The following is an 18540-nucleotide window of genomic DNA, read 5'->3' on the forward strand; positions in this document are numbered from 1 at the left end:
CGAGTGCGACCGCGACCGGTGGAAACCAGCCGGACAGACAGACACGAGAAACCCGCACGGCGCGTACTCGGAATGCCGTTCCAGACAGTCTGAGAGCCTCTGAGCGATGCTCAGAGGCTCTCAGACAGCGGGAATGGGTATATCGGTGGTTCAGCGTGCGGCGGCGTAGACCAGTTCCTGACGGGCTTCGTCCAGCCGGGCGGACAGTTCGGCCCATTCTTTCCGTGCGGCATCCCGTGTTCTGCGGACGTTGTAGCGGGAGCCGTGCTTGCCCCCGTACAGTTCGTGCGCCACGTCCGCGAGGACAGGTGCCCGTCCCAGGTCGGGCGCGGCGTTCCCCCGGATGATGATCTTTCCGAGAGTGGGGAAGCCGCTTCCGTCTCCCCATGCCATCCGGAAAAGGGCGTCGCTGTTCTGGGCCAGGTGCCCGGTAGTCGCCAGGTGCTCAGCGTGCCGGACTCCGGCCATGAGCTGAGCTCCGGGGATCGCGTCTATCTCGCTCGGAGGATCGTCGAGGCGGTAGCCGTTGCGCGCGGCGGCATCCCGCACGGCCCATCGGCGTACGGTGTCCCGCGTTGCGATCATCATGTTTCCGTTCTTACGGACGTACTGCCACGAGTCCGGCTCACGGGTGGTGACGGAGCACGACGCGACCACCGACGTCCGAATGATCCGGCCGAACTTCCGCGCGAACAGCAGAACGGCATCCTGTGTCACGTCGTCGGAGACGTCGTCGGTGCCGTACCGGCCGTAGCCGTTGCGGGTGAGGGTGGCGCTTCCGTCCATCCGCTTGCGGGAACGGGTCGCGTCGACCGTCCGGCAGTAGCCACGCGCAAGGCGCTGAATGATCGTCCAGTCCTCTTCAGTGACTCTGGCCATGTCCTCACGCTCGGCAGCCTGGGCGGGAAGGTCGTTCGGAACGTCTTTGCTGAAAATGGCACGCAGCATCGCTTTCTCCGTACGCGATGGGGATTCTGGCGCGCTTTCCGCGCGTCCAGCCGACAATTAATGCTCCCGCCGGCATCCCTGTAATGCAATACCCGAAAACTGTCAAATCCAAGATTTTTATGAGAACATCTGTGCGAATTTTGCAATCATGGAATAATGGTCAACGAGAATTCGGCGAAGAAGTGGAAGGGAATGGGACGAGCATGGCGACAGGAGAATGGCAGCGGCACGAGAAATGCGAGATAAAAACTCCCGGGATATCCGGAGAATAGTCAAGAAAATAGAAAATGGTGCCGAATGGTCTCGGAATGGCAGCAGTCAGTACTGCTATCCGCCGGTCTCCGGAGCCTACTATTACTGTGCCTGCCGGCATCTTGAGTCGGGGAGGACGTGGGTAGTGCCAGTGTGCTGGTGACCTGCGCCAGCGTGACGGCTGGGGGGTACCCGTTAGGGGGCAGCCCGGCAGGTACACCGGCGGGTAGGCCGGCGGGCAGGGCGATGGGCGCCGTTTTCCGGGGTCTGCGCCAGGTGGATGCCGTCACATGACGCCGGTACGACAGCGCGTCGGGCTGTGGCCAGGGCCGGACGCGCTGTTGCTCGATCCGTACGGCTCCTGCCCGTCTCGAACGCCGCCCCATGTCGTCAGCGCGATTTTCCCGCAGGGGGGCGGCCGGGTGTCGCTGCGGAAGACCGGAGCGCCGCGCCCGCAGTGCGTGGGACGCGCCCATCGTGCTCGCCGGGTTATGGCCGGCGCGCCCGCCGAGGTTGGCATGCCGGCATCAGCCCTTTGGCCTTTTCCGTGGAAGCCGGCACTGACCTGTCTGGGATCCTTTCCCGACATCGACAGCCCTTTTCAGGCCCCTGTCCGGCGATACACTCCCGTCCTCCTCCCACGCCATGCCGGGGGTCGCTCCCTGGGCGGGGGTGCGGGGAATCGCTTGCGATGAGCAGCCTGTTGTTACCGTACGTCATTCACCGGCGGTCGCTGTCAGTGAGGCCGTGCAAGGGCCGGGGTCGGTGCAGATGGCGKGATCGGTCGCGCCGGCCGAGATGCCGCACCGAGGGGCTGCACAACGGGTACCCGCGCCAGCTGGTTGTTGTTGGGGAAGAGTTTGTCGAATAGCGACCGTCTCGGGCACGCTGAGGATAGGAGTCGCCGTGCCGGTGCATCTGCCCCTTCCCGCTGCGACGATGTGATCGCGTTGCGAAACGGAGTGGTCAACGCCGGCGAGGAGATCGTGGGGTTCCGTTGGGGTGGCGTGCGCTGAGGTGGTGGCTGTGACGGGCGAGGCGGGGATGTCCGACGCTGAGCGGCGCGGTCTGCTGCACGATCTGCGGCGTCTGCTGGATCCGGAGTGGTTCCCGGATGTGCTGGTGGTGCTGGCCGCGGGGTCGCGTCCCTACACCGGCCTGCTGCACGCCATCCGCTCCTACGGGACGGCGGGGACGAGCCGCCGGCCGCAGCCGCGTATTCAGGACGGTGTACTCAGCCGGACCTTGCGGTGGTTGGAGGCGCGCGGGCTGGTCGAGCACACGCGGGAGGAGCAGTTCCCGTTCCCGACGTCGTACCGGCTCACGCCGCCGGCGGAGGAACTGGTCGAGCTGCTGGAGCCGCTGGCGGCGTGGGCCCGCAAGCACGAGGACCTTCTCCTCCGGGATCAGCGGGAGCGGTCCCGTCGGCGTCGAGCGTAAGAAGGCGGGCGCGTCTGCCCTGCGACAGCCCGTCCGAGCTCCTATGAGGCTGATCGGGTGTTGCGGGGATCGGGCTGCTGACGCTGGAGGGCGTGGAAGAACGCGGTGGTGTCCGTGGTGGGCTGCTGGTCGATGTCGGCGAGGCAGGCGGTGAGCAGGGCGTAGGTGCGGCTGACGGCGTCGGGGTGGCCGAGGCGGGCCTGGGCGCGGGCGATCTGCCGGTAGAGCTGCTCGTTGTAGGGATCGAGCTGGCGCAGCACTTCCAGGAGCTCGAGGCGTTGCGGGTTGTCCTCTCCGATCGTGGCGGTCAGGCTGGCCAGAGCGTCGGCGACCTGGCGGCGTAGGTGTTCGCGGTGGGGTTCGGCCCAGGCGCCGGTGAGGTCGTCGGAGAGGTGACCGGTGTAGGTGGCGGTGATCGGCAGGAGCGCGGCGAACCGGTCCGCTGCGGTGGTGGCGTGGTGGCGTTGTGCCAGGGCGTCCTGGAGCTGCCAGAGGTCGACGCTGAGCAGGTCACGGTGCAGATGGTAGCGGCCGTCGTGGTGGACGACGATGTCGTCGATCGTGTCGGTGGTGGCGGTGCGCAGCGCGCGGCGGAGCTGGGAGAGCGCGGCGTAGAAGCGGTTGTCGAGACGCCGGCGGCTGCTTTCGCCGTCGTCGGGCCAGAGCGCCGTGACGAGGGTGTCGCGGCGGACGCCGTCGGGGTGCAGCGCCAGGTAGGCGAGGATTTCGCGGGCTTTGGGCCCCACCCCGTCTATGGGCTGGTAGTCGGCGTCGGCTGTCGGCCGGTACAGCAGCCGTAGGGGGCCGAGCACGGTGAGGAGCAGTGGTGTGGTCGCGGGCGGCGGACGGTGTGTGCTCACGGCCGGGCCGGCCACGGACGCCGGTGCCGGTGCTGGCGCCCCGCTGTCTCGGGGTGTGGCGGCGGATGCGCTGGTGGTGGGTGCGGGGCCCGCCGGCGGGGGTTGCGCCGGTTCCGGGAGCTGGGGGTGTGCGTGCCGGTCGCCGTCGTGGGGGCTGTCGGGCGCGGCGGGGCTGGTGTTAGCGGGGGGCGATGCGGAGGCGGGTGGTGGGGGCGGTGGCCCCTGGGTAGGGTTTGCCCGCCGGTACGCCTCCTGGTTGTCCGCGGGGGCGTCCGCGTCGGCCAGCAGCTCGAGGAGCTGTGCGGCGTCGACCGGTGGGAGGGTGAACAGGCGGCTGCCGGTCAGCCGGGCGGCGATGGTGGGGCTGGCGGCGCCGACCACGCCGTCGGGCCGGACCCGGACGGTGGCCCCGGCCCGCCACTGCCCGTAGAGGATGCCGGCCAGCCCGAGGGACGAGCCGTTGTCGAGCACGGCCTGCAACCGGCCGTCCGCCGCCGGGGTGGGAGTGGCGACGGCGACGAGGGTGGCGCGGTGGGCCGTGGGGGTGCCGTGGGCGGCGAGACGAGCCCGGGTGACGATCTCGGCCTCGAGCCGGTCCAGGAGCGTGTCCAGGTCGGGGACGATGTGCAGCCGCTGCGGGGGGTGGGCGGTGGCCTGTTCGCCGAGGAGCCGTATCGCGTCCGCGGCGGGGATGAGGATCTCGACGGGGTCGGTGTCGGGCCGGTGGCGTTCGGCCAGCAGGGCGAGGAGCAGGGCCCGGATCGCCGCGTCGGCGCCGGGGCCGATCAGGCCGAGGCCGCGGGTGGCGGCGAGGTCGAGGGCGAGCGGCCGGCCGTCGCGGGTCGTGCCGACGACCTGGGTGCCCGGCGGTGGGGCGGTGTGCGCGGCGGTGGCCTGGGCGTGGCGGCGGCCGGCGACGTGGCGGTCGCCGGGAGAGCGCACGACGACGGGATCGCCGTGCTCGTCGGGGAGCGCGGTGGCGGCATCGTAGGCGATCGCCAGGTGGCGGATGACGGGTGCCTCGTCCAGGTCGTCTCGCTGGCCGCTGCCGGGTGTGTAGTGCCGGCGGCGCCACAGCCGCAGGGTGAACAACGCGACGGTGAGCAGCGCGACGGCGCCGAGACCGAGGTAGCCGCCGGAGGGGAACGCCACGCCCGGGGCGTGCGGCGGCGCGGGGGCAGGCTGCTGCGGGGGTGGCACGGCCGGTGACGCTGGCGCGGACGCTACGGCCGGTGACGCTGGTGTGGACGGTACGGCCGAGGGGACCGATGGCGGGGGGATCGCGGTCGGACCGCCGGCGGCGGACGGGCTGGTGGCGGACGGGCTGGTGGTCGCGCCGCCGGGCGAGGTCATCGCGGGGGGCGGGCTGGTCGGTGACGGCGTGTGCGGGGGCGCGGTGGCCGCATGTGCGACCGGTGGCGGCGGGTCGGAGACGGGCGGGCGCCCCGGGGATCCGGGGGCGACCGCCTCGGCTGGCAGGCGCAGGACCCAGCCGGGGTGAATGAGCTGGGGGCGGGTCAGCGTCCGCCCGTCGGCCTGGACGACGCCCTGGTTGACGGCCCACAGCTCCGGCCAGCGAGCCCCGTCCCCGAGGCAGCGGGCCGCGATGCGCCACAGGCTGTCGTGGATGCCGCCGTGAGGCGCCTGCACCACCACGGTGCCCGGCGCCGCGACCGGGGGCGTGATGTCCGTCATGGTGCTGGCCGGGACGAGGCGGGGGGTGACGGGTCCGGTGGCGACGACGGTCGCGACGGCGGGGCCGCCGTCGGATGCCAGCGGCAGGCGGGGGCTGAGGGCGGTGAGGAGCACGGCGCCGAGCAGGAACGCGGCGAACCCGCGCATGCCGCCGGCGGGCAGCGAGGAGCCGTACGTCGGCCCGCGCGCTTCCCGCAGGACGTCGGGAACGGTGAGGACGACGGAGGCGGTGAACGCGGCCCACAGTGGCCACAGCAGGCAGGCGAGGATGTTCAGCAGCAGGCCGTCGTCCATCGGGCCGGTCAGCCGCGTCTCGATCTCCGCCCAGGACGGCAGGTGATCGGGCAGCGGCCAGCCGACGAAATGCCACAGTCCCCACGGCAATCCGCCGATCAGGGCGATCAGCGCGACGAGGGCGACGGCGGCGCGGACGATGCGGCCCAGCGCCAGCCCACCGGCGGCGAGCCTGCGAGGGAAGGGCCGGGGTGTGCTGGCGACGGGTCGGCTCACGGCATCACTCCGGCGGGTGGGGCGGGGTGGGCGCTACCGGTGCCGGTGACGGTGAGCGCGTCCAGCCCGACGATGCCGAGGAGCTGGGTGTGATGGGTCGCGGTGACCGTGACGGTGACCGTGTTGTCCGCGACGGTCGCGGTGCCGGTCGCGCCGGCCTGAGCGAGGTAGGACCGCGCGGCGGCGACCGCGGGGTCAGGCAGCAGCCGGACGGTACCCGTCCGACGGAACGCGGTGAGATCGATCTTCTGCGCGCCGGCGCGGGCGGCTTCCTGCGCGATACCCATCGCGTTGGTCTTGTCCGCGAGCGCGCCGCCGGCGTCCACGATGAGGCCGCCGAACATGACGAACGCGGCGAACAGGATGACGACGAAGACGGTGACGGTGCCCGCGTCCCGCTCGCCGCGGCACRCCCGGCGGATCATGGCAGCGTTCCAGGCTGGTCACCAAACGCGTCGACCGGCGCGGTCGACGTGCCGTGCAGTGTCGCCGTGCCCGGGACGGCGAGCAGTGCGAGATCGTCCAGGGTGACGGTGCACGACACCGTGACGTGGACCAGTCCGCCCGGGGTCAGCCGGGTGGTGTCGGTGTCGACGGTGAGGTCCTGGCAGGTGACACCGGTGTCGGCGAGCACGTCCTGCGCGGTGGAGCGGGCGTCCGCGGCGGCCTCGGTGGGGGTGCGGGCGAGGGAGGCGGCGCGGGCGGCCTGGTGGGCGACGTCGGTGACCCGCAGCCGGGTGGTGCTGATCCGGTAGCACAGGATGAGGAACAGCAGCATCAGGAGCAGCACCGGAATGATCAGGACGAGTTCGGTGGTGGCCGAGCCCCGGTCGCCCGTGCCGGAGTCCGGTGTCGTCTGCGGGGGCAGGCGTGTCATGAGGCTTCGGGCCGGCGCTGTTCGAGGGGGCCGGCCGCGGTGGCGTCGACCCGCAGGTGCAGGCCGGGGACGACGCTGGCGGCGCTGCCCTGGATGCGGACGGTGGCGCGGGCGGCGTCCCGGGTCACCGTGATCTGCGGGTCGGTCAGGGTGGCCCGGCCGAGCTGGGTGAGGGTGGCGTCGGCCTGCTCCTGGCCGGCGGTGACGCTGCCGCCGTCGGCGCGGACGGCGGCCAGGGCGCGGGCGGCGGTGGCCTGGGCGATGTGGGTGGCGTGCGCCCAGATCGTGACCTGCGCGAGCAGCAGCACGATGCTGAACAGCACCGGCAGCACGAACATCATCTCGATGGTGAGCGCCCCGCTGTCACCCCGCCGCGCCGATCCGCCGAAGGCGGGTCTGGTCCGTGCGCGCCGCCGCGGCGGGCAGGACGGTGGAAGTGGCCTGGGCGGGTGGGGTCGAGGAGCACGCCGGTGGGAGTGGTCCTGACCGGTTCGGGGCGAGGAGCCGTGGCATGGGGGGACGCGGCAGTGCCAGCGGGGTGTCGGGTGGATGCGGGCTGCCATGGCTGTTTTCTGCTACTTGAAAACAATGTTTTGCGCGGCGTCCAGGATCTGCGGGCCAAAAATGCCGATGACGGTCAGCGCGAGCCCGGCCAGGAACGCGATCCAGATGACCTGTTCGGTGGTGCTGCCGCGGTCGCGTTCGTCCGGCGGCATGTCCCGCACACGGGTGTACACCCGTGACCACCAGGTACGCAGATGGTCGAACACGACACCTCCGACAGGAAAGATCATAGCGATCGGGTGATCTGGGTCATCGCGGGATAGAACACGAACAGAATGAAACCGATCGCGATCACCACGCCGGGGATACTCATCCGTTCGGTGGCGGCATTCGCATCGGTTTCGGCGTCCTGGGCCTGACGGACCCGCAGCGCGGCGGCTTTCGCATCCAACGACTGGCGGACGCGGGCGCCTTCGGTGCCGGCAAGCGCGACCGCATCGGCGAGTTCGATCAGTTCGGAGATCTGAAGCTCCGCGCCGAGCTGGCCCAGCGCCGCCCAGGGGGTGACGCGGGTGTCCCGGGCGGTGGCCAGGGCCCGGCGCAGGGCGATAAAGGGCCAGCCCTGGCCAATCCCGGCGGCGTCGGTCACCGCGGATTCCACCCCGGCCCCACCGGCGAGCAGCACCTGAATCCAGCTGAGATAGGCCGACAGCGCATGACGGAACGCGGCCCGGTGACGCGCCGCTTCCGTGCGCACGGTGAGGTCGGGGAACAGGAATCCGGCGACGGCGCACAGGAGTGCGACCACGGCCGGAAGCGCCCAGGGAAACGGGCGGCCTCCGGCGGCGAACGCCACTCCCATCACGGAGGGCAGCAGCAGCCCGGCCAGGCCCGCGGTGGCCTTCTCGGCCAGGTGCGCGTCGATACCCCGGCCGAGAATCGCCAGGTCCTGCCGCAGCGCCTCGGTCGGCAGCCCGGCGGCGCGCAGTAGCCCGACGAAGGGATGGCCCGTCCGTACCGCCCAGCCGTCCTGGCCGGCCGGGGCCGGTGCCGGGCGGGCGGGTGCTGGCGCGGCGGCGGGATCAAGCCGGGCGAAAAGCTCACCCAGCGGCGGGCGGGGCGGGAACAGCCAGACCGTCAGCGCCCACAGGCCGGCCCCGACCCCGGCGGCCAGCAGCATCAGCAGCACGGTCATCGGCTACCCGCTCCCCAACCGGCTCCCCCACCGCTCCCGGCTGGCAGGCCCGCCGGGGTCGAGGTCGTCGTCGTGCCCCCATCGCCCTGGAGGAAGCGGGCAGGCTGGCGGATCCGGGACATCCGCGCCAGCCAGACGAACCCCACGGTGAACAGGACGCCGACGGCGAGTAGCACCAGCTGACCGGCGGCGGTGCCATACGGGGCGAGGAAAGGCCGGTTGAACAGCACCAGCCCGCCGGCGAAGACGATGCTCGTCACGACGACGACCCGCGTCGTGGTGCGCATCCGGGCCCGACCCACCTCGATCCGGCCGAGCATCTCGACCTGGGCACGGGCGGTCGCGGCGAGCTGACCGAGCAACCCGGACAGCTGCCGGGCCTGATGCGCGCTGGCAAGGACCAGCGCACCGATCACCAGATCGGCCAGCGGATCATCTAGCTCGTCCGCGAGGGCGTGCAGAGCGGGAGCGAGCCGTTCCCGCCGGTCGATCCGGGCTGCCAGCACGGTGACCTCCAGGCGGATCGCGGCCGGGACGGCAGGCGTGGTCGCGTGGATCGCCTGTTCCAGACCGGCCGCGGCGGCGAGGGTGTCCCGGAGCTGCTCGGCCCACACCGCGATCGCCTGGGTGCGGGCGACCTGACGGGCATGGGCGTGGTCACGGCCCAGCAGCCGCGGCAGGGCGACGACCGCCAGCGCGGCCAGCAGCCCGCCGACGATCCAGCCGGTCACCGCACCCACGAGGATCCCGGCGGCGCCCGCGGCGGCGGCCCGCCGCCCGGCATGCGGATCGTCCCGCCCCGGCAGGGCGGGCCACCGCCGCGGCAGACGGCCGGTGGCCTCGACGGGCACACCCCGCCAGCCATAGACGATCAGTAGCAGTCCGACACCGATCCCCAGCCCGCACAGCCCGAACAGCCCGGTCACCCCCACCACCCCCGGGCGAGCAGATCCGGGTCGAACCCGACGTCGATCAGGTCGTCGAGCAGTTCCGCGGACGGCGGGGCGGCCGGTACACCGCGGCGGTCCGGCCCCGGCCGGTACAACTCGTTTGTGATCACCTGCGTGCCGTCGGCGTCCACCACCTCCCGCACGCTGGAGACGACCCGGCGGCCCCGCTCGCCACGCGGCTCCGCGAGATGCACCACCACGTGGATCGCCGACGCGATCAGCAGGTTCGTCGCCTCCAGCGGCAGCCGTTCCGGCCCCTGCACCGCGTAGGAGGCCAGCCGGGTGAACACCCCGCGGGAGGTGGAGGAGTGCACGGTGGTCATCGACCCGTCGTTACCCTGCGACATCGCGTTGAGCATGGGCACGACCTCGGCCCCCCGCACCTCCCCGACGATCACCCGATCCGGGGACATCCGCAGCGCGGCGCGGACCAGGTCGGACGCGGAGATCGCACCCTCGCCCTCGGTGTTGGGTTCCCGGACCTGCATCGCCACCACGTCCGGGTGGGCATGTTCGTCGGCGTCGAGACCGAGCTCGTAGACGTCCTCCACAGTCACCAGCCGTTCGGACGGCGGGATCTGGTCGGCGAGCGCCAGCAGCAGCGTGGTCTTCCYGATCGCGGTCCCACCGGCGACCACGATGTTCTTCCGGGCCCGCACCAGCGCGGCGAGCAGCGCCTCCACCCCGTAGTCGAGCGTGCCGTTCGCCCGCAACGCGGCCAGCGTGACGTGACGGAGCCGGTGCCGGCGGATACTGACGGACGGCCGCTGGGTGACCGCCATGACCGCGCACACCCGGCTCCGGTCCGGCAGGTGGAAGTTGACCAGCGGCGCGCCACGGTCCCAGCGACGTTCCTCCACCCCGGCGTGCGCGGCCAGATCCCGGATCAGACCGACGAGCTCGCCGTCAGACCCGACGATCGACGGCAGCCGCTCCCGGCTGCCGTCCGCCCGACGGATGAACACCCGATCACCATTGATGTTGATGTTCTCGATGGAGCCGTCGGCCAGCAGAGGCTCCAGCCCCCCAAGCCCGAGGACCTCGGCGAGGACCTCGTGCAGGACACGCTGCTCGTCCGCGGGCGGCAGCACCGCGGCGCCGCGCGCGAGCTCCGCCGTGGTGTGCTCCTCCGCGAGATCCGCGAGCACGGACAGGGCGAACGCCTCACGCGCCGGCCCGTCCAGCCCCGCCGCCCCGGCGTCCTCATCGGCGTGCAGCCGGGCGGCGAGCGCGGCCCGCAAGCCGTCCCGCAGCCGCGCGCGCAGAAGATCGGCCGCCGTGCCGGGAACCCGGCCGGGACGAGCAGCTGGTGCCGTCGCGGCGGTCCAAGGGGTCAGGCTGTCCGGCCAGCCCGCGCCGTTCCCCGCCGTCCACGAAAGATCGCCGGTCACCGCGCCTCCTTCTCGCGCGGCGCGTAGACGGTGTCGGCGGGCACCCAGCCGGTGGACACCGCGGGCAGCGCAGCCGGCTCGTCCCGGCCGGGACGAACGGGGACGTGCTGGTCGGGCGTGGTCTGGTCGGGGACGTCGAGGTGGCCGGTCAGATAGCCGGCCAGCTCGGCCGCCGCCCGGCCCAGCCGGGATCGGCTGATACCGCCGCGGGCGCGGCGCTGCCCGGCCAGGACCGCGGCGGCAGCCGGGTCGTGCGGGATCGGCCCGAGCACCCGGGCGCCCAGCACCCCGGCCAGGTCACGCATCCGGTAGCGGTCGTCCCTGCCCGGCTGGCCGGCGACCACCAGATACCAGGCCGGCAGCCGCCAGCCCTGGATCACCCGCATCCGGGTCGCCAGATGCGCCAGCTCGTCGTCGCGGGCCCGCACGACCAGCAGCAGCACGTCCGCCGCGCGTAACGCCGGCGCCGCCGGCGAGGCCGGGTCCAACCGGCCGCAGTCCACCAGCACCGGCCGGCCGCCCTGCCGTGCTGCGGCCCACAGCAGCGACCAGCCACCCCCGCCGAGCTCACCGAGCGCCTGCCGGGCCTGCTCGGCACCGGCAGGCGCGGTCAGCACCTCAAGACCACCCGGCAGCCGATGGACGTGCTCCGCCAGCGGACGCGGCTGCCCACCACCACCCCGACGGCCGGCGGCGGCCAGCGTGACCAGCCCCCGCTGCGGGCTCAGCCCGAACCGTGCGCCCAGGTCACCACCCGCCGGATCCGCCTCCACCACCAGCGGCTCACCACCCGCCGGCCAGCGGTCCGCCAGCGCGAGCGCCAGCGTGGTCGCGCCCGGCGACCCCTTCAACGAACCCACCGTGACGATCATGCGGGGGTCACCGGCCCCCTCCGCTGACCACGACGATGCCGATCTGCCCGGCCGGGGCCGCCGCCAGCGCGCGGGCGTCATCCTCGGCGAGTTGCAGCGAGACCACCATCGTCTGATCGGTGTCGCGGGCCGCCACCGCGACCACCGTCGCCTCCCACGAACGGGAAGCCGCCGCCGGGGCAGCCGCGACCGCACTGGTGCCGGGGGCGACGACCACCAGCACCCGGGAGCCGGCGCTCAGACCGGTGGGGAACTGGCCGGCCTTCAACGCCACCGCCGCAATCGCCGCGCCGGGCGGAGGAATCTGCGCGGCACCGAGGACCGCCCGGCCGAGCACCGTGCCGGCCGGCAGGCTGTAGGCCACGGGACGGCCGAGCACACCGTCCTTGCCCCGGGCCGGGATCGTGTCCACCCCGTCCGCGGCGACCCGCACCTCCCGCAGATCCGCCGCCGCCAGGACCTGACCCACCATCACCGGCCGGGCCAGCACCAGCACCGGTTCCCGGGCACCCACCCGAGCCCCGGCGATCAGACCGGCGGTGGCACACCCCACCACCAGCACCACACCGAGCAGCAGATACGGAACACGGCGGCGCCGCGGCGCGCCCGTCACCCGGGCCGCAGACGGCCCGCCCGCCCGCCGACCGGCACGGTCCTGCCCGGTGGTACGCGGCGTCGCGGACGACGCGGTCACCACGACCCACCCCCCGCACGCGTCCCGCTGGGAGCGCATCCCGGCCTGCGCCGCCTCGCCGGACCGGTCACGGTCGTCATCAGCCACCGCCTGTCGTCAGCACGGGAACGTCAATCACCCGGACCGCCGCCGCGGACACCGTCGTCAACCCCGGGAACACCCCGGCCTGACCCGCGCCCGCCCACGACACGTCCCAGCGCACCGTCGCCGTCACCGGAAACGTCCCACCCGGCGCATCCAACGACCGGTCGCGATAGGTATAGCCACAGTCCGGCGACACACTCGCCGGATCGGCACCGGCCGGAAACGGTGTGCCCGGACCGGTACAGGTCACCGTCCCGCCGTCACCCAGAGCCCACGTGACCTCCACCGGCGTGGCGACTGCGGTCACCGCCACCCCACCCGCCGCCGCGGTCGCGGACAACGCGGCCCACCCGGCCGGGTCCAGCCACAGCCACGTCGGCAACCGGACAAGCTGATCACCCGTCGGACTCATCACGATCCGCGGACCCGCCAGCCGAAGCCGGTTACGCGCCTGCTCCGCCAGCCCCGCCGGGTCCGGCCCGGCCGCCCCCGGAGCCGCGTCCGGAATCCACACCGGTGGCCGATACAGCGCGTCCCGCACACCGTTCGCCGCGCACCGGTAGACATACCAGGCACCCGCCCCCTGCTCTGGCCCCGTTGCCACCGCCTGCACCGACAGCCGCGACGAGCGGAACACCGCCGGCCGTACCATCAGCCCACCACTCACCGGCGGCCGGTAAAGGACCGGCTGAGGAGCATTCACAGGCACCTGGTAATCACTACGGACATACGAGCAGTCCGCCGTGTCCGGCTCGTCCAACGACCTGTCCCTTGGAGGAGTGGGACGTGCCTGCCCGCCACCTCCGCCAGCACCAGGGCCGGCGGGCGAAGGGCCTTCTCCCGGGGCCGGCGCAGGAGTCCCGTTGTTCCCGGCGAAAAGCTCGCACCCTGGATAGGGGTTCTGGGTACACCGCGTACTGCCGAACTTGTCGTCGGCGGTGGCTGGAGACACGAATACGCCGATCGCCGCTACTGCGAGCACAGCGAGGAAAATGCCTCTTCGCATCAGCATGATGCCAGATCACCGATCCCGAACCGGGTGACACGCCACAGTCCGTCGGTGTRCAGCCGCACCTCGGCAAGAATCCGGTGCATTCCCCCCGGCGTGTTGTCCAGCAACGAACCGTCGGTCCTGTATCTCAACCAGTTCCGGGTATCGGCGCAGTCCTCAATCATCACCGAGGTTGGCGTGTCCTGCGGGCTCACCGACGTCACCCGCGGACTGTTTACCGGCTCGCCCTTCGCGACCAGCCCATTGAGATGGTCGGCGTAGAGGTCACCGGTCAGCACCTGCAAAGCGTCACCCGAGGCGTAACGCGACAGATAGGGCGCCCGCCAGTCCGAGGTGTGACTGGCCTGGGCGTCGGCCTGCCACATTCCCCGATAGGCGGCGACCGCCCGCTCCCGGGCAAGATCCGACGGCGACACGCTCGGTTGGGCGGAGGACGAACCGGCCCCTCCCGAGCCACCGGCTACAGGCGTGGAGCCGCCGCCGGAGCCACACGCTCCCAGAAGCATCGCGGCGACAACAGCCGCGAATACGCCCGGGAGTCCTGCCCGCGGAGAACGACGTCGGCGACCCGCCCACGCGCGACGAACTACCACAGCGCCCACCTCGCAGGTCCGTCACGACAGGCGGTGGACCACCCGTCTGGGTACGCCCCTCCCCTCCATGACTACCCCGATTGTCGCGGTCCGCGTCGCTCCAACTTCGCAGTGCGACCGTCAATCCAGTGCAAATTGACCCAGGAGAACTAGCTATTTCAGCACAGATAAGTACTCATACGGGCTATGCCAGCAAGATGCTGGCATAGCCCGATAGAGACATCCCCTCCTGGGCCGGCGGACCGACAGGTCGCCATCTTCGGATCAAGGCAGCATGACAGGAGATCGACGGGGCAGTTGCACGTGCCCAGCGACGCTGTTGCGATCTTTACCGTTCGGCTGTCCGCGCGCCGGAGCTCGCCGAAGACCTCGGGCTGGCCGGGAAACAGAAAGAGGCGCCGCCACTCCGCGCCGAGATCGCGGCAGCGACACGATGAGCGCGAACGGGACAAGGAAACACGGTGGCCGTGGGCGCAGCATCCGGACCGCTCAAGAAGACCCGCGTCGGCGCCACGCAAGGGACGCGGCGTGTGGCGCTACTGGGTGGCCGCAGTCCAGGAGGCCGGCGGTGTGGCTGCGTGCAAGACGTCCTGCGCCGGGACGGGGGCCCGAAGCATGGCGATCGGGTAACCCGTCAGGGCGGCCATGTGATCGTGGGTGTAGCCTTGGGCGAGCAGGTCCCGTGCGGCGGCCAGGGTCCATCCTGTTCCCGGGTCGAACTGCCGGACGGTCACCTCACCGTTGGCCTGCCGCTGGGCGGGCCAGTGCGGCCGGGTTCTGCGAGGCATCGGTGCGTCTCCTTCCGCGAACTGAAAAAGGCGTATCGCCGTGATTTGTCGTCGCGGCCGAGTAGGCCGAGTGTGGTTGTATCCGACCGATGCCGGTGGTTACGTATTCCAGCCGTGGGCAGCGAAGTTCCGCCGCCTCTGGTAGAGATCAACACCGATACGAGTGTAGGGGTAGGTGTTGTCCGGCAGGGCGTCGAGGGGGAACCAGGCGATGCGGGCGCACTTGTGGGGTTCGGCGTTGACCGGTTCGCCGTCCCACCATCGCGGTCGGAAGAACAAACCGAGTCGTCCTTCACCGTGTTCGTTGCGGAAGTGGACCATTGAGGAGAGCGTGAGCGACGCCCGGTCCAGAGTGAGGCCGATTTCCTCATGGGTCTCACGCAGCAGCGCGGAAGCCGCGTCCTCACCGGCCTCGAGCTTCCCGGAGGGCAGATTCCACTGATTATCGGCGAATCCGGTGCCGTTCCGGAGGGCGAGCAGTACCGTGCTGTCGCGGATGAGCAGCAACAGCACGTCGATGGCGCTGGTATACGTCATGGGGGCGGTCCTCCTGCTGGCCGTGACGGGGCGGGTTGTTACCGGGCTGTGGGGTCGAGGCCGAGGGCGGTGAGCTGTTCGGCGATCCAGTCCACCCGCTGGGCGGTGGACATGTTCGGCGGGATATCGTAAATACGCTGCCCGACGCTGGCGCAGGTGCTGCGCACGACGCGGTCGGCGGCCGGCTGGATGTCGAGCACCTTCGACCGGTACGGGTCGCCGGCCTGCTGCTGGTCGAAGCGGTCGCAGCAGTAGAACACCGCGTCGTAGACGTGTGCCCAGGCCCGGCAGAACGTGTCCATCGCGCGCAGGACGGGGCCGTGCGGGCCGTCGGGGCCGCCGGGCAGGACCAGCCAGGCGTAGGCGAGGACGTTCGCGATCGTCTTGTCCGCGATGATCATCGTGTGGTGGCGGGCGGTGCGGAGCTGGCTGGACAGGTGGGCGGCGAACAGGTCGACCTCGGTCTCCAGGTCGAATGCACCGCGGCCGTGGACGACGATCTCCTCGATGAACGGGCTGTTGCGGGCGGGTTCGGGGACACAGGCGACGTGGATGCCGCGCTCCCGGTAGTAGKCGGCGAGCGCGTGGGTCAACGTCGTCTTCCCGGAGGCGTGGGTGCCCTCCACGGCCACGACCAGGCAGTCACGCAGCATCGGCCAACTCCTGTCCCGCGCTCTTCTGTCCCGCCGACGTCGCCGGCCGCCATCGGGGCGGAGGGTGGTGCTGTGCGGCGGTGTGCCGGCGACACCGGGCTGCCGCGGGACGGGTCATGGTCACGGCTCTGTCCCTGCGGTGGCGGGGGTCTGGTCCCAAGCGGCGGCCTCGACGATGGTGTCGAGGTGCAGGTCGTCGTCCCACTGGTAGTGGCCGCTGACCCTCGCGGCGATCAGGGCGATCGCCAGGGCCCGGACCAGCACCTGCCCCAGCGGGTCCGGAGCGGCGGCAGGCCCGGCGGATCCGGACCGGCCACGGCCGGGAGTGGCCGGATCGTGATCGGGAGGGATGCCGGTGAGGCGGTAGCCGGCGCAGACGGCCGGCAGCGTCGCCGGTGTGGGATGCGGGCCGTGGGAGGTGTCCAGTAGCCGGGCGAGACCGCGTCCGCTGGCGCCGTCCTGCCAGGCGGCGGCGACAGCGGTGATCCCTCGCAGGGGCCGGCCGTCGGCGGCGGCGGCCAGGCGGGCCAGGTCGTCGGCGAGGCGGTGGCCGGCGAGAATCACGGCCCGGCGGCGGGCCTGGACGAGCAGCCCGTCAACCATCGCGACGACCGCCGGGATCTCCGCCGGATCGTCGACGGCGAGGGCGTGGAAACCGAACCGCAGCGCGGCGTCGCTGACCAGCAGCGGGCACGCCCGCGGCAGCCGCAGGTAGACGGCCCCCACGGCCATCGGCGGGTCGTCGGCGCCGCCGGCGACAGCGACGGCGGCCAGCAGAGGCATGCGCTCGGGGAAGGGGCGCCGCGACGCACCGAACGGGGTGTCCGCCCAGCCCAGGTTGCGCGCCTCATGCATGGACGCTCCCGGCCGGGACGGGCCGCGCGGGCGGCCGGTCGCTACGCGCCAGGGTGCGGATCGACTGGCCCAGGTACTTGGCGTAGTGATTGCGCTGGAACCGGTAGCGCTGCCAGAGCGCGGTAATCGGCTCGTCGAGGAGGCTGCCGAGCGGTTCCAGCAGGTCCGGGGCGGTGTAGACCGGCCAGGCGCTGGCCGTCCCACCCGGCCCGACGACGATCATGTGGCCTTCGGTGGCCGGGGTCCACGCGGTCAGCCGCAGCGCCGGCCGCCAGTCGTGCACGGTGCGCAGCTCGGTCAGCCGCTCGAACGCCGCGGTGGCCTCCTCGAGGCTGAGGAATTCGTGGCCGGCGAGGTCGAGCGCGTTGCCCTTGCGCAACGGCAGGATGAGTTTGAGTTTCCCGGCGTCGAGCACGTCGGCGATCTGGTAGGTGAACGGCAGCGCTGCCAGCGTCGAGCGGTAGACGACCGCGGACAGCGACAGCGGCAGGCCGGCGTCCTGGAACGCCCGCACCCCGGCCAGGACCGTGTCGTAGTCACCGCGGACCCGGTTCGTCGTCGCTCGTGGGCCTTCCAGCCCGACGTTCACGAACGCGATCTTGCCGGTCAGGTGGTGGGCGTGTTGGATGCCGCGGGTCGCGTTCGTGGGGACACCGAGGACGGTGCCGGTGAACATGTCGACGATGTCGATGAAGTCCCGGCGCAGCAGCGGTTCCCCACCGGAAAGGAACACCCGGGGCACCCCGGCCAGGTTGTCTCGGACGCGTTCGAGCACGGCGAGGCTGGGATCGGGCTCCTGCAACGTCTCCGAGCAGAACGAGCAGTCGAAATTGCACCGTTTGGTGACCTGGAGAATGACCGAGAGCGGGCCGGCCGCGGCGTCGACCACCGCGTCCAGGTCCTGCGGGCCGGCGAGGCTGAAGTGATGCCCGTCGGTGAAGACCACGGGTGCGCCCGCACGCAGGCGTGTCTCGCCGGGGACCGGCGGCGCCGCTGCGGTTTCGATCACGGGTATGGGGGTAGAGGCGATCATCGGTTCCTTCTTGACGTGGTCGCGTGCGGTGAWGCAGCAGCCAACCGGCCAGCCCTGTCCTGACGGCGTGCTGCCATCGGACGCTGAACACCCGTCAGCCTCCCAAGTGGGCGTACGGGCAGTCATTCCCCGTAGAGGGAAGATGTGCTTCGTACCTGTGCACCCCCGCTGACCTGCCCAAACAGGCACCGGGGAGCCTGCATGTTCCACGCGGGAGCAGAGAATCGTTCGGCTGCTTCCCCGTCGCCACGGCAAGCACCGGGGCGGCCATGCCGCGGCGCTTGCCGTCGCACAGCAGGTCGACCCACGACTCGGTGGACTCGCGGTAGCCGTCAGCCAGCGCGACGAGTTTCTTGCGGCCGTCGGCGCGGACGCCGATCATCACCAGCAGGCACAGCCTGTGTTCGGCGAGGCGGATGTTGACGTGGATGCCGTCGACCCACAGGTAGACGAAGTCCACATCGGACAGATCACGCTCGGCGAACGCGCGCTGTTCAGCCTTCTACGTCTCGGTGAACCTGGTGATCACTACCGACGGTAGGTCCTTCGCCGAGCCGAGGAATTGGCCCAGCGCGGGCACGAAGTCACCCGAGGATAGCCCGTGCAGGTACAGCGGCGGCAGCACCTTTGTGATCTTCGGGGTCTTGCGCGCCAACGGCGGCGGAGTCGCCGAGGAGAACCTCATCCGCTCGCCGGTGGCGGGATCGACGCGCTTGTCGTTCACCCGCGGCGCGGTGACCTTGACCGCCCCGGCACTGGTCAGCACCTCCCGCGACCGACGCGCGGTGTGGTGTATC

19 protein-coding genes and 1 pseudogene are annotated in these 18540 nt (G+C 71.7%); 1 reads left to right on the forward strand and 19 read right to left on the reverse strand.

All coding sequences use genetic code 11. From position 1 onward, the window contains the following. Positions 1–150 precede the first annotated feature (150 nt). Positions 151–948: a hypothetical protein gene (locus BL254_RS18025; protein WP_047224045.1), complete on the reverse strand. Its 798-nt coding sequence runs from the start codon at positions 946–948 to the stop codon at positions 151–153. 1278 nt (positions 949–2226) lie between these two features. Here BL254_RS18025 and BL254_RS18030 point away from each other — a divergent pair. Beyond that, positions 2227–2640, forward strand: a complete 414-nt coding sequence (locus tag BL254_RS18030; RefSeq protein WP_076844222.1) for a winged helix-turn-helix transcriptional regulator — start codon at positions 2227–2229, stop codon at positions 2638–2640. A 41-nt stretch (positions 2641–2681) separates the two neighbouring features. Here the strand turns inward: BL254_RS18030 and BL254_RS18035 are convergent, their stop codons facing one another. The 18 genes and pseudogenes from BL254_RS18035 to BL254_RS18120 all read right to left on the reverse strand — a co-directional run. Continuing rightward, positions 2682–5705 (reverse strand): BTAD domain-containing putative transcriptional regulator, encoded by a 3024-nt coding sequence (locus BL254_RS18035; RefSeq protein ID WP_047224046.1) that lies wholly within the window; start codon positions 5703–5705, stop codon positions 2682–2684. Further along, positions 5702–6130 (reverse strand): pilus assembly protein TadG-related protein, encoded by a 429-nt coding sequence (locus BL254_RS18040; RefSeq protein WP_076844184.1) that lies wholly within the window; start codon positions 6128–6130, stop codon positions 5702–5704. The genes BL254_RS18035 and BL254_RS18040 overlap by 4 nt, the downstream gene beginning before the upstream one ends. Further along, on the reverse strand, positions 6127–6582 hold the full coding sequence (locus tag BL254_RS18045) for a TadE/TadG family type IV pilus assembly protein (RefSeq protein WP_047224048.1): 456 nt from the start codon (positions 6580–6582) through the stop codon (positions 6127–6129). Before BL254_RS18045 ends, BL254_RS18040 begins: the two co-directional genes overlap by 4 nt. After that, entirely contained in the window at positions 6579–6929 is a 351-nt protein-coding gene (locus tag BL254_RS18050; RefSeq protein ID WP_256386261.1) for a pilus assembly protein TadE, read from the reverse strand. The genes BL254_RS18045 and BL254_RS18050 overlap by 4 nt, the downstream gene beginning before the upstream one ends. 228 nt (positions 6930–7157) lie before the next feature. Continuing rightward, positions 7158–7352, reverse strand: a complete 195-nt coding sequence (locus BL254_RS18055) for a hypothetical protein (protein ID WP_139342381.1) — start codon at positions 7350–7352, stop codon at positions 7158–7160. A 20-nt stretch (positions 7353–7372) separates the two neighbouring features. Continuing rightward, positions 7373–8281, reverse strand: coding sequence for a type II secretion system F family protein (locus tag BL254_RS18060; RefSeq protein WP_047224050.1), 909 nt, complete (start codon positions 8279–8281; stop codon positions 7373–7375). Next, positions 8278–9207: a type II secretion system F family protein gene (locus BL254_RS18065; RefSeq protein ID WP_254858265.1), complete on the reverse strand. Its 930-nt coding sequence runs from the start codon at positions 9205–9207 to the stop codon at positions 8278–8280. The genes BL254_RS18060 and BL254_RS18065 overlap by 4 nt, the downstream gene beginning before the upstream one ends. Beyond that, positions 9204–10622, reverse strand: coding sequence for a CpaF family protein (locus BL254_RS18070; protein ID WP_076844186.1), 1419 nt, complete (start codon positions 10620–10622; stop codon positions 9204–9206). Before BL254_RS18070 ends, BL254_RS18065 begins: the two co-directional genes overlap by 4 nt. Next, entirely contained in the window at positions 10619–11494 is an 876-nt protein-coding gene (locus BL254_RS29110; RefSeq protein WP_305775653.1) for a hypothetical protein, read from the reverse strand. The genes BL254_RS18070 and BL254_RS29110 overlap by 4 nt, the downstream gene beginning before the upstream one ends. Before the next feature lie 7 nt (positions 11495–11501). Next, positions 11502–12275 (reverse strand): SAF domain-containing protein, encoded by a 774-nt coding sequence (locus tag BL254_RS18080; protein ID WP_235433670.1) that lies wholly within the window; start codon positions 12273–12275, stop codon positions 11502–11504. Then, positions 12268–12924: a hypothetical protein gene (locus BL254_RS28585; protein ID WP_235433671.1), complete on the reverse strand. Its 657-nt coding sequence runs from the start codon at positions 12922–12924 to the stop codon at positions 12268–12270. The genes BL254_RS18080 and BL254_RS28585 overlap by 8 nt, the downstream gene beginning before the upstream one ends. Positions 12925–13277: 353 nt before the next feature. After that, positions 13278–13700, reverse strand: a complete 423-nt coding sequence (locus BL254_RS27300; RefSeq protein WP_254858266.1) for a hypothetical protein — start codon at positions 13698–13700, stop codon at positions 13278–13280. A 713-nt stretch (positions 13701–14413) separates the two neighbouring features. Beyond that, complete coding sequence (locus BL254_RS18095; RefSeq protein WP_076844190.1) at positions 14414–14665, reverse strand: hypothetical protein; 252 nt, start codon at positions 14663–14665, stop codon at positions 14414–14416. A 99-nt stretch (positions 14666–14764) separates the two neighbouring features. Next, on the reverse strand, positions 14765–15202 hold the full coding sequence (locus BL254_RS18100) for an NUDIX domain-containing protein (RefSeq protein WP_047224054.1): 438 nt from the start codon (positions 15200–15202) through the stop codon (positions 14765–14767). Between the two features lie 38 nt (positions 15203–15240). Next, positions 15241–15855 carry an AAA family ATPase gene (locus BL254_RS18105; RefSeq protein WP_076844192.1) on the reverse strand — a complete coding sequence of 205 codons (615 nt, stop codon included), beginning with the start codon at positions 15853–15855 and terminating at the stop codon, positions 15241–15243. Positions 15856–15975: 120 nt separating this feature from the next. Continuing rightward, entirely contained in the window at positions 15976–16710 is a 735-nt protein-coding gene (locus tag BL254_RS18110) for a hypothetical protein (protein WP_047224056.1), read from the reverse strand. Next, on the reverse strand, positions 16703–17743 hold the full coding sequence (locus BL254_RS18115; RefSeq protein ID WP_047224057.1) for a radical SAM protein: 1041 nt from the start codon (positions 17741–17743) through the stop codon (positions 16703–16705). The genes BL254_RS18110 and BL254_RS18115 overlap by 8 nt, the downstream gene beginning before the upstream one ends. 238 nt (positions 17744–17981) lie before the next feature. Next, a pseudogene (locus tag BL254_RS18120) lies at positions 17982–18536 on the reverse strand (transposase); the annotation flags it as partial. Between the last annotated feature and the right edge of the window lie 4 nt (positions 18537–18540).

Origin of the sequence: Protofrankia sp. BMG5.30 (assembly GCF_001983005.1) — a bacterium.
In the GTDB taxonomy this organism is placed as follows: Bacteria; Actinomycetota; Actinomycetes; order Frankiales; family Frankiaceae; genus Protofrankia; species Protofrankia coriariae.